The 572-nt window shown below is 44.1% G+C and carries 1 protein-coding gene; it reads right to left on the reverse strand.

Going from position 1 to position 572, the window contains the following annotated elements:
- A partial coding sequence (locus ACS8FD_RS23230) for a penicillin-binding transpeptidase domain-containing protein (RefSeq protein WP_439277592.1) occupies positions 1–572 on the reverse strand: 572 nt, incomplete at both ends.

The following is a 572-nucleotide window of genomic DNA, read 5'->3' on the forward strand; positions in this document are numbered from 1 at the left end:
TTTGCCATCATGGCAGTCGCATTGGCAATCTGTAGTGGCGTTGCTAAAAAATATCCTTGACCGATACTGACTGAGATGGTCTCGCCTGGTAACCAGCCTTTGTCATAAGTGTCTTTTTTCCATTTTGGAGAAGGCATGATACCTGACTTTTCATTCGGCAAATCAATACCGGTATCTTCACCAAAACCAAAGCGCACCATCCAGTCATGTAAGCGCTGAATCCCCATCTCGTATGCCAGTTTATAATAATACGTATCCACTGACATCATAATAGACTTTTTGAGATTCACTGAGCCGTGACCACCGCGTTTCCAGTCACGAAAACGATGCGAGTCACCAGGTAAGCTAAAGTAACCTGGGTCATAAATAGTCGTCTCCCAATCTCGCAAACCGTAATGTAGTCCACCCAACCCTTCAAATGGTTTGATAGTAGAGGCTGGTGGATACATCCCTTGAAGCGCACGGTTATACAGGGGCTGATCGATATCTTCTCTTAATGCATCGTAGTCTTTAAAAGAGATGCCTGAGATAAAAGGATTGGGATCGTAACTTGGATTACTCACAAACGCTAA

It is taken from the genome of Psychrobacter sp. 1U2, from assembly GCF_051847575.1.